Here is an 8,782-nt window from a genome sequence, read left to right as displayed (position 1 = left end):
TTCAATAAACTGGTAGTCTCCCGGACGTAAATCAGAAACAGAAATTTTCCCATCTTTATCAGTAGTTAAATTAGAACGAACGTCGTGCCCGTTCATATCAACGATTTTAAATGCTGCGCCTTTAAGGGTAGTACCGTCGACATCATCTACTTTAGAAAGTTCCACAGCACCTTTCGTTAAGCTATTCGTAGCTGTAACGGAAGCGATTTTTTCTTGCCCTTTTTTAACTGTGAACTTAATAGGTGTTTCGTTTAAGTCATAATGAGTAGGAGCTTTTGTTTCGATAAACTCATAGTCTCCTGGTGGTAATTCATCCACAACTAAACGGCCGTTTTTATCAGTAGTTAAATCAGTACGGACGTCGTGCCCATCCTTATTAACAATTTTAAATACTGCACCCTCAAGTGTTGTATTTTCTTCAACATCATCCACTTTAATTAACTCCACACTACCTTTCGTTAAGCTGTTCGTAGCTGTAACGAAGACATGTTTTGTTTGACTTCTTTCAATTGTGAACTTAATAGGTGTTTCATTTAAGTCATAATGTTTCGGAGCTTTCGTTTCAATAAATTGATAGTCTCCAGGTTGTAAGTCTTTAGCGACAATTTTGCCGTCTTTATCGGTAACTAAATTCGTACGAATGTCGTTACCGTTCATATCAGTAATTTTAAATACCGCACCTTCTAGCGTTTCTTTCACATCTAGAGAGTCAACTTTCGTTAATTCCACGCCACCTTTAGTTAAGCCATTTTTAGCAGTAACAGAAACGTGAGTTGATTGGCTTTTCTCGATAGTGAAAGGAATCGGTGTTTTATTTAAATCATAATCTTTAGGAGCCTTCGTTTCAACGAATTGATAATCTCCTGGTCGTAAATTAGAAGCAGAGACTTTCCCGTCTTTATCAGTAGTTAAATTCGTGCGAACAACTTTACCTTTCGCATCAATGATGTTAAATACTGCATCAGAAAGTTTTGTATCTGGATTTATATCATCCACTTTAATTAATTCAACAGCACCTTCAATTAAGCTGTTAGTAGCAGTGACTTGTAGCTTCTCTGTTTGGCTTTTCTTAATTGTAAATTTAAGCGGTGTACTGTCTAATTTGTAGTGTTCAGGAGCTTTCGTTTCAACAAACTGATAGTCTCCTGGACGTAAATCTAGAACGAAGATTTTTCCATCTGCATCTGTCGTAAGATTAATGTGAACATCTTTGCCATTACTTAAATCAATGATGTTAAATACTGCGCCTTTAAGGGCAGTGCCATCGACGTCATCCACTTTAGAAAGCTCTACCGCACCTTTAGTTAAATTATTTTTAGCAGTAACAGAAATCGGTTCGGCTTGTCCTTTTTCAATAGTGAAAGGAATCGGTTCTTTATTTAAATCGTAGTGTTTCGGAGCTTTCGTCTCGACGAATTGATAATCACCAGGACGTAAGTTAGAAACGCTAATTTTACCTTGTGAATTTGTAGTAAGATTCTCGCGAATTACAGTACCCTTCATATCAACAATGTTAAATACTGCGCCTTCAAGAGTAGTACCATCGACGTCGTCCACTTTAATAAGTTCAACACCGCCTTTAGTTAAACTATTTTTCATAGTAACAGTAGCAATATTTTTCTGGCTTTTTTCAACTGTAACTACCATTGGCTTTTTGTCTAAATCATAATGTTTCGGAGCCGTAGTTTCGACAAATTGATACGTACCAGGACGTAAGTTTTCAACAATGATTTTTCCTTCACCGTTTGTTTTTAAATCCGTTTTAAGTACTTTACCGTTTTGATCTAGTAAATTAAACACGGCATCGGCAAGTTTTGTTTGATCGTTTAAATCATCCACTTTAATTAATTCGATACTACCTTGTTTTAAACTATTTTTAGCGGTTAAAGAAATAGTCTCTTTCTGTCCTTTTTCAATAGTGAAATTGATTGGTGTTTCATCTAAAACGTAATGCTTAGGAGCTTCTGTTTCGATGAATTGATAATCACCAGGACGTAGGTCGTTAATTTCAATTTTCCCTTTACCATTTGTAACAAGACCTTTATGAATTACAGTACCCTTCATATCAACAATGTTAAATACTGCGCCTTCAAGTTTAGTACCATCGATGTCATCTACTTTAGAAAGTTCTACTGCACCTTTTGTTAGAGCGTTTTTGGCCGTAACATGAAGAGTTTCAGTTTGGCTTTTCTTAATTGTAAATTCGATCGGTGTTTTATTTAAATCGTAATGTTCAGGAGCAGCTGTTTCAATAAATTTATACGTACCAGGACGTAGGTTTTCAACAACAATTTTTCCTTCAGCATTTGTTTTTAAGCCTTCTTCAACTATCTCTCCGTCTGCATCTAATAAATTAAATACAGCATGAGCGAGCTTCGTATCAGTATCAATATCGTCAATCTTTGTTAATTCAACGCTACCTTTTTTCAACGTGTTTTTCCCTGCAACAGGAATCTTTTTCGTTTGGTTTCGTTCAATTTTAAATGGAATTGGTGTCTCATCTAACACATAATGTTCAGGAGCAGCTGTTTCAATAAACTGATAGTCTCCTGGACGTAAATTAGAAACAGAAATTTCACCATTTTCATCTGTAACAAGGTTTGTACGAACTTCTGTCCCTTCCATATCAACAATTTTAAATACTGCATCTTTCAGCATTGTACGATCGATGTCATCAATTTTTGTTAAAATGACGCCGCCTTTCGTTAAGCTGTTAGTAGCAGTAACGGTAATGTTTTCTTGTTGGCTTTTTTTGATAGTGAACGGAATCGGGTCTTTGCTTAGGTCATAGTCTTTTGGAGCCTTTACTTCAATAAATTGATAATCTCCCGGACGCAAGTCAGAAGCGGTAACGATACCTTGTTTATCAGTCGTTAACCCCTTACGAACTACCTTTTTAGTATCATGAGCATCAACAATTTTAAATTCTGCACCTTCAAGTGTAGTGCCATCAACGTCATCAACTTTTGTTAAAGTAACGCCACCTGTAAGTAAACTATTTTTTACAGTGACAGGGATAGGAAGATCTTCCTTGCTACCTTTTTTAATCGTGAACTTAATCGGTGTTTGATCTAATTTATAATGTTCAGGAGCTGATGTTTCAATAAATTGATAATCTCCTGGTGCTAAATCAGGAATAACTAGTACTCCATAATCATCTGTTTTTAAATCTTTTGCAATTTCTTTGCCAGTCGCGTCTTGTAGTTTGAATACAGCGCCAGCAAGAGCAATACTACTTTCCACATCATCTTCTTTAATAAGTTTAACTTTTCCTTTCGTTAAACTATTTTTAAATGTAAGTGGAAGGGGTTTTTGTTGCCCTTTTTCAATTGTAAATTCAATTGGTTCTACATTTACATCGTAATAAGTTGGAGCCTTTGTTTCGATAAGTTTATAGTTACCAGGACGTAAGTCATCTACAACTAGCATTCCTTTACTATCCGTAACAAGGTTCGTACGAACATCTTCATTCGTATCTCTATTAACGATTTTAAATACTGCACCTTCAAGTGTTTCCTTTTCATCTGCAGCATTCACTTTTGTTAATTCAATACCGCCTTTTGTTAAGCTGTTTTTAGCAGTAACAGTAGCCGATGTTGTTTGACTCTCTGTAATAGTGAATTTAATTGAATTTGTATTTTTATCGTAATACTTCGGTGCTGTTACTTCGATAAATTTATACTCACCAGGGCGTAAGCCAGTAGCGATAGCTTTACCATCCGCACCAGTTGTTACATTTTCGCGGATGACTTTATTTTCATCATTTGCATCAACAATTTTAAATACAGCACCTGCAAGAGTTGTACCATCGATATCATCAACTTTCGTTAATTCAACATCTCCTGGTTTTAAAGCATTTTCAGCTTTCACAAGTAGAGTTTCTTTCTGACTTCTATCGATTTTAAATTCAATAGGTTCTGCTCGTAAAACGTAATGTTCAGGAGCAGCTGTTTCAATAAATCTATACGTACCAGGACGTAAATTACTAACTGTAAGTTTTCCTTCTTTATCAGTAGTTAAGTTAGTGTGAACTTCATTATTATTTGCATCGACAAGTTTGAATACTGCACCTTTTAGCGGCTTTTTCTCACCAAACTCATCAACTTTTAATAATTCCACTTCTCCTGTTTTTAAGCTGTTTGTTGCTTTGGCAATAGCGAAAGACTGTTGGCTTTTGTCAATTGTAAACGGAATCGGGTCTTTGTTTAACGTATAATCTTTTGGAGCTTCCGTTTCAATAAATTTATACATGCCAGGCTCTAAGTCTTTAACAGTTACTTTCCCATCTGCGCCAGTTGTTACATTTTCGCGAATGACTTTCTTTTCATCATTTGCGTCAACAATTTTAAATACAGCACCTTCAAGTGTAGTGCCATCAACGTCATCAGCTTTTGTTAAAGTGACGCCACCTTTAATGAGATGATTCGTTGCGGTAACAGTAAATGCTTCTTGTTGACTTTTTACAATTGTAAACTCAATTGGTTTTTTATCTATGTCGTAATCTTTAGGTGCTTTTTCTTCGACAAATTGATAGTCTCCAGGGCGTAAATCTTTTGCTTCAATTTGACCTTGATCATTTGTCGTTAATTTTTCGTATCCGCGAATTACATTGTTATGTCGATCGCGTACACTGAACTCCGCGCCTGATAAAGTTTTCCCATCTTTATCGACTTTTGTTAAAATGGCCGATCCTGGAATCAAACTATTTGTCGCAGTTCGGTATACTACAGTCGTTTGATCTTCTTTGACTGTAAATTTAGTAGGTGTACTGTTTAATTTATAATGCTCAGGAGCCGTTGTTTCTTGTAAGTAGTAAGTTCCTGGTTTTAAATTATCTACAGCAATTTGACCTTTATCATCTGTTGTTAATTTTTTGTGCTCAGGAATGACTTGTTTGTTTTGATCCAGTAAAGAGAAAACAGCGTGTTCAAGTTTTTCTTTACTGTGAGCATCAATTTTTGTAAGTACTACTTTCCCAACAAATTTCTTATTTGTAAGGGTATATGTTGTAATTTCTTCAGAACCTAGCTCAACAAGTATACCTTCTCTTAATTCTTTACTAATTACATAACCTTTAGGTGCTTTCGTTTCTTTAATTAAATATTTATCACGTCGTAAGTTGTTAAACTTAGCGACACCGTCATCACCTGTTGTAATTGGTCGAATAGCGGTTGTACCTGTCTGATCATATAAAGTAAATTCTGCTCCGGCTAATGCTACTTTTCTATCTTTGTCATCAACCTTTATAATTTGAAGGCTCCCGCGTCCTTTACTAGCAGAACCACCTCCAGATCCAGTAGATACTTTAACAACTACGTCTTCAGTAGTTTTCGTTTCTTCAAGTACTAAACGGTGACCAGTAATATTAGCTTTATTGCTTACTGTTTCCATATGATCTGCATTAATGAGTGAGCGATATTCTAAAATATAAGCTCGATGAATCGTATGAAGGAATTCAACTTTAAATTGTTGTTTCCCTGTATTGTTGTCTGTTATTACTTTGAGTTTATAGTCTGTTCCTTCTTTTAATTCATTTGTTGTATCTTTCGTTAAAGTGCCATCCACGGCTACTGTTGTCGGGTATAGGTGGAAGGACTTTTCATCAAGCATTTGATTGTCTGTCGGTTCATCCGTTACGACTGCATTTTCAATAGTTGATTGACTCGGATTAATAGAAACGCTCCAATCAATATACTTGTCATTTTGTTTTGCTTTTTTCATAACCCCGCTACCACCGTTTGTGATTTCAAATGCACCATGAATAGTAGTAACAGTTTTTGATCCATCTTTTAAATCGGCATAATTATCGTAGCGCTTATTAATTTGTTCGCCTGCAAGTGAAGTTTTAAAGCTAATATAATATGCAGAATTAATTTCGTTTTTAAAATGAACCGTTAATGTATTGTTATTATCTTTGGTTGGATATTCTATTGTATATTCGCTAGATGGGACAGGATTACTTACTTCAAATCCATTTGCACCACCAGTTAATTTCATATGCCGAACTTCAATAGATTCCGGTATTAATTTTTGGTTATCCCTTAATACATCAACAATAGAAGGAGTCTTAATTGTTCTATTATTATAGTTAAATCCAATTTTCCATGTAACCTCTTTCGTTTGGGCATTGTAAGAACCGTATTTAAATCCGTTTCCTTTTGTGTAGTGATCAGGATTGAATGTATCGTCGGATGAACTATTTTTCTTGTTATCATTTATGTCTATCCATGATAACTTTGCTGTATTTTGGAATGAGTTATTTTTACTCTTATCCTCTTTTACTTTAGATAGGGTTTCGTAATTAAAGTCTGTTGTGTATGTGATAGTTAAAGTTTTATTCATATTAGACTTATAATCACCAGTTAGTTTCACCTCGAACCCTTTATCGGTTACATCAAGTGTGTAATCATGCTCTAATTGAAGTACATGTGATCCGTCAGTAATCTTGAAACTATTTTCTTGTAACGTTAGACCACCAAAGTCAAACGTATCCTTGATAACAGCATCGTTTAACACGTAGTTGTTATCATTTACAATAATTGTCCATTTGGTTGTTTTCGCATTGTAATCTGTATCGCCTGCATTTTTATTATGTTTCTTTATGATGTTTTGTTGTTGTAATGTAACTTTGTTTGTTTTACTCCACTTACCATCTGCAATAATTTTATTTTCGATTGCGCCATCTTTTATAACATCATTCGTAGCTTTCGATGTATAAGTAATCACGTAGGCACTATTAATATCTTCATTGAACTGTAAATCAAATCCCTCATCGGTTTCTTTTACAGTAAAGTTTGTGGCATTGTCGCCTGTAACAAGTTTTCCTGCATCATCATAAGAAGCATTTTTTACGACAATAGAACTTAGATCAACTTTATGATCGTTATCTAGAATATCTTTTAAAAGAGCAGCCTCTTTACTGATCTTTCTTTGGTCACCGTTGTAAGTGATCGTCCATTCGATTGTTTGTGTTTTTGGGTTGTACTTGCTAGTTTTTTCTAGATGCGTACCTCTTTTTACAGTTACAGTTGCATTTGCAGACACATCTTTTTGGTTCTTGCTTGATACTTTTGCTTCATTTTTGAAACTAGTAACACTTTCATCTGTAATCTTTGTTGCATATTCAATTTGATAAGCTTTATTCGTTTCATTTTTAAAAGCGATATTTAATTTATCAGAGGATGAAGTAAGTTCATATTCTTCTTTAGGAACTTCGGCTCCACGAGTTGTCTTCCCGTTAATATCTACCTCTAAATAATAAACCTTAATAGAATCTTCATTGAGACTTGCTCCATTTGGAATGTTATCTTGGAAGACAGCATTTGTCAGTGTATCTTTTGTCTTGTTCATTTCTACTGTCCAATTAATTTGATTCGTATTAGTTGGTCTATCAGGTACACCTTTTTTATCTATAGATTGTTTTACTTTAGGTTTAAAATCGAGCTCAATAATAACGTCTTTTTCTTTAATAGGGAATGGGATTTGTTTTTCTGTAGTCCCTGTAATTTTTACTTCATTAAACTCCGTACGAATGTTTAAATGTCCAGCTATATCAGGATGATCTTCAACATATTCGTTAAAAGTCATCGTTACTTTGCCATCAGGCGTAACAACGAATGACCCAATCGTATGTCCTTTTCCATCTATTAAATCCTGTGTAATCGTATTGTGGACAATAAAGTATTCTGGGAGTTGGAAAGTAAAATAATCATCTTTTTTGACGTTTAGCGATTTTAAAACTTCCCATGTAAAATCGATTTGGGTAATAGAATTTGGATTTGGACGATTATCCGTATTGTTAAATGGTTTACCGTCTTTATCTGTTAATGTGACACCCGTTAAAATGTTTTCTGTAATTTGCTTAGGTGATGGATCTGGATTCTCAACCGGTTGTTCTGTTGTGTTATCACCAGGATTATCCGTAGGTTGCTGAGCATCACCATTTTTTTGCTCTTCCGCAGGTTGCTGAGCATCACCGTTCTTTTGCTCTTCCGCAGGTTGCTGAGCATCACCATTTTTTTGCTCTTCCGCAGGTTGCTGAGCATCGCCATTCTTTTGCTCTTCCGCAGGTTGCTGAGCATCGCCGTTCTTTTGCTCTTCCGCAGGTTGCTGAGCATCACCGTTCTTTTGCTCCTCCGCAGGTTGCTGAGCATCGCCGTTCTTTTGCTCTTCCGTAGGTTGCTGAGCATCGCCATTCTTTTGCTCTTCCGCAGGTTGCTGAGCAGTATCCTTATCAGTAGTAGGTGAAGCTGGGTTATCTACTTGAACAGGAACTGAAATAGACTTAGCTGTTGTACCTAGAGGGAACGAGAGTTGAACAGATTTTGCACCAGGTTTTAAATCAGGATTGAATACTGTATCAAAATTGATTTTTCCGCTAGCACCTTTGGAATCTTTTACTTGATCGTTAAATACTAGTTTCATTTTGTTATCGTTTGCTGTAACAAAATATTGACCAATAATTTGCTGATCCGCTGTCAGATTTCCTTGTTGATTACTTTTAACTTTTAATGCGTTAGGTATTTGGAGCACTGCTGAGTCTGTCTGATGATCTTTTATTGACCAAGCATATTCTAGGTGAATGGTTGATCCTACTTGTATTAAGTTTTTAGGATTTAATGCTTCGTCAATAATATGATTCGTTGCATCTTTCATTTCAACAGTGTCAAATAATGAATTGCCTGTTAATGTTTCCGCTCTTACTTGATTGTATGGAAAACTAGCAAGCTGTGAAAATAGTACGAATACAATTAAACATATATTGAAAAGTTTTTTCATTGTG

1 protein-coding gene is annotated in these 8,782 nt (G+C 35.3%); it reads right to left on the bottom strand.

All coding sequences use genetic code 11. The features are described 5' to 3' along the window. Positions 1-8,778, bottom strand: an 8,778-nt coding sequence (locus BAQ44_RS27245; RefSeq protein ID WP_071724836.1) for a SpaA isopeptide-forming pilin-related protein, incomplete at its 3' end; no start/stop codon positions are given. Between the last annotated feature and the right edge of the window lie 4 nt (positions 8,779-8,782).

It is taken from the genome of Bacillus mobilis (assembly GCF_001884045.1).
Taxonomy (GTDB): Bacteria; Bacillota; Bacilli; order Bacillales; family Bacillaceae_G; genus Bacillus_A; species Bacillus_A mobilis.
Note: the sequence above shows the minus strand (reverse complement) of the source record. Positions and strands in the feature narration are given on the sequence as shown.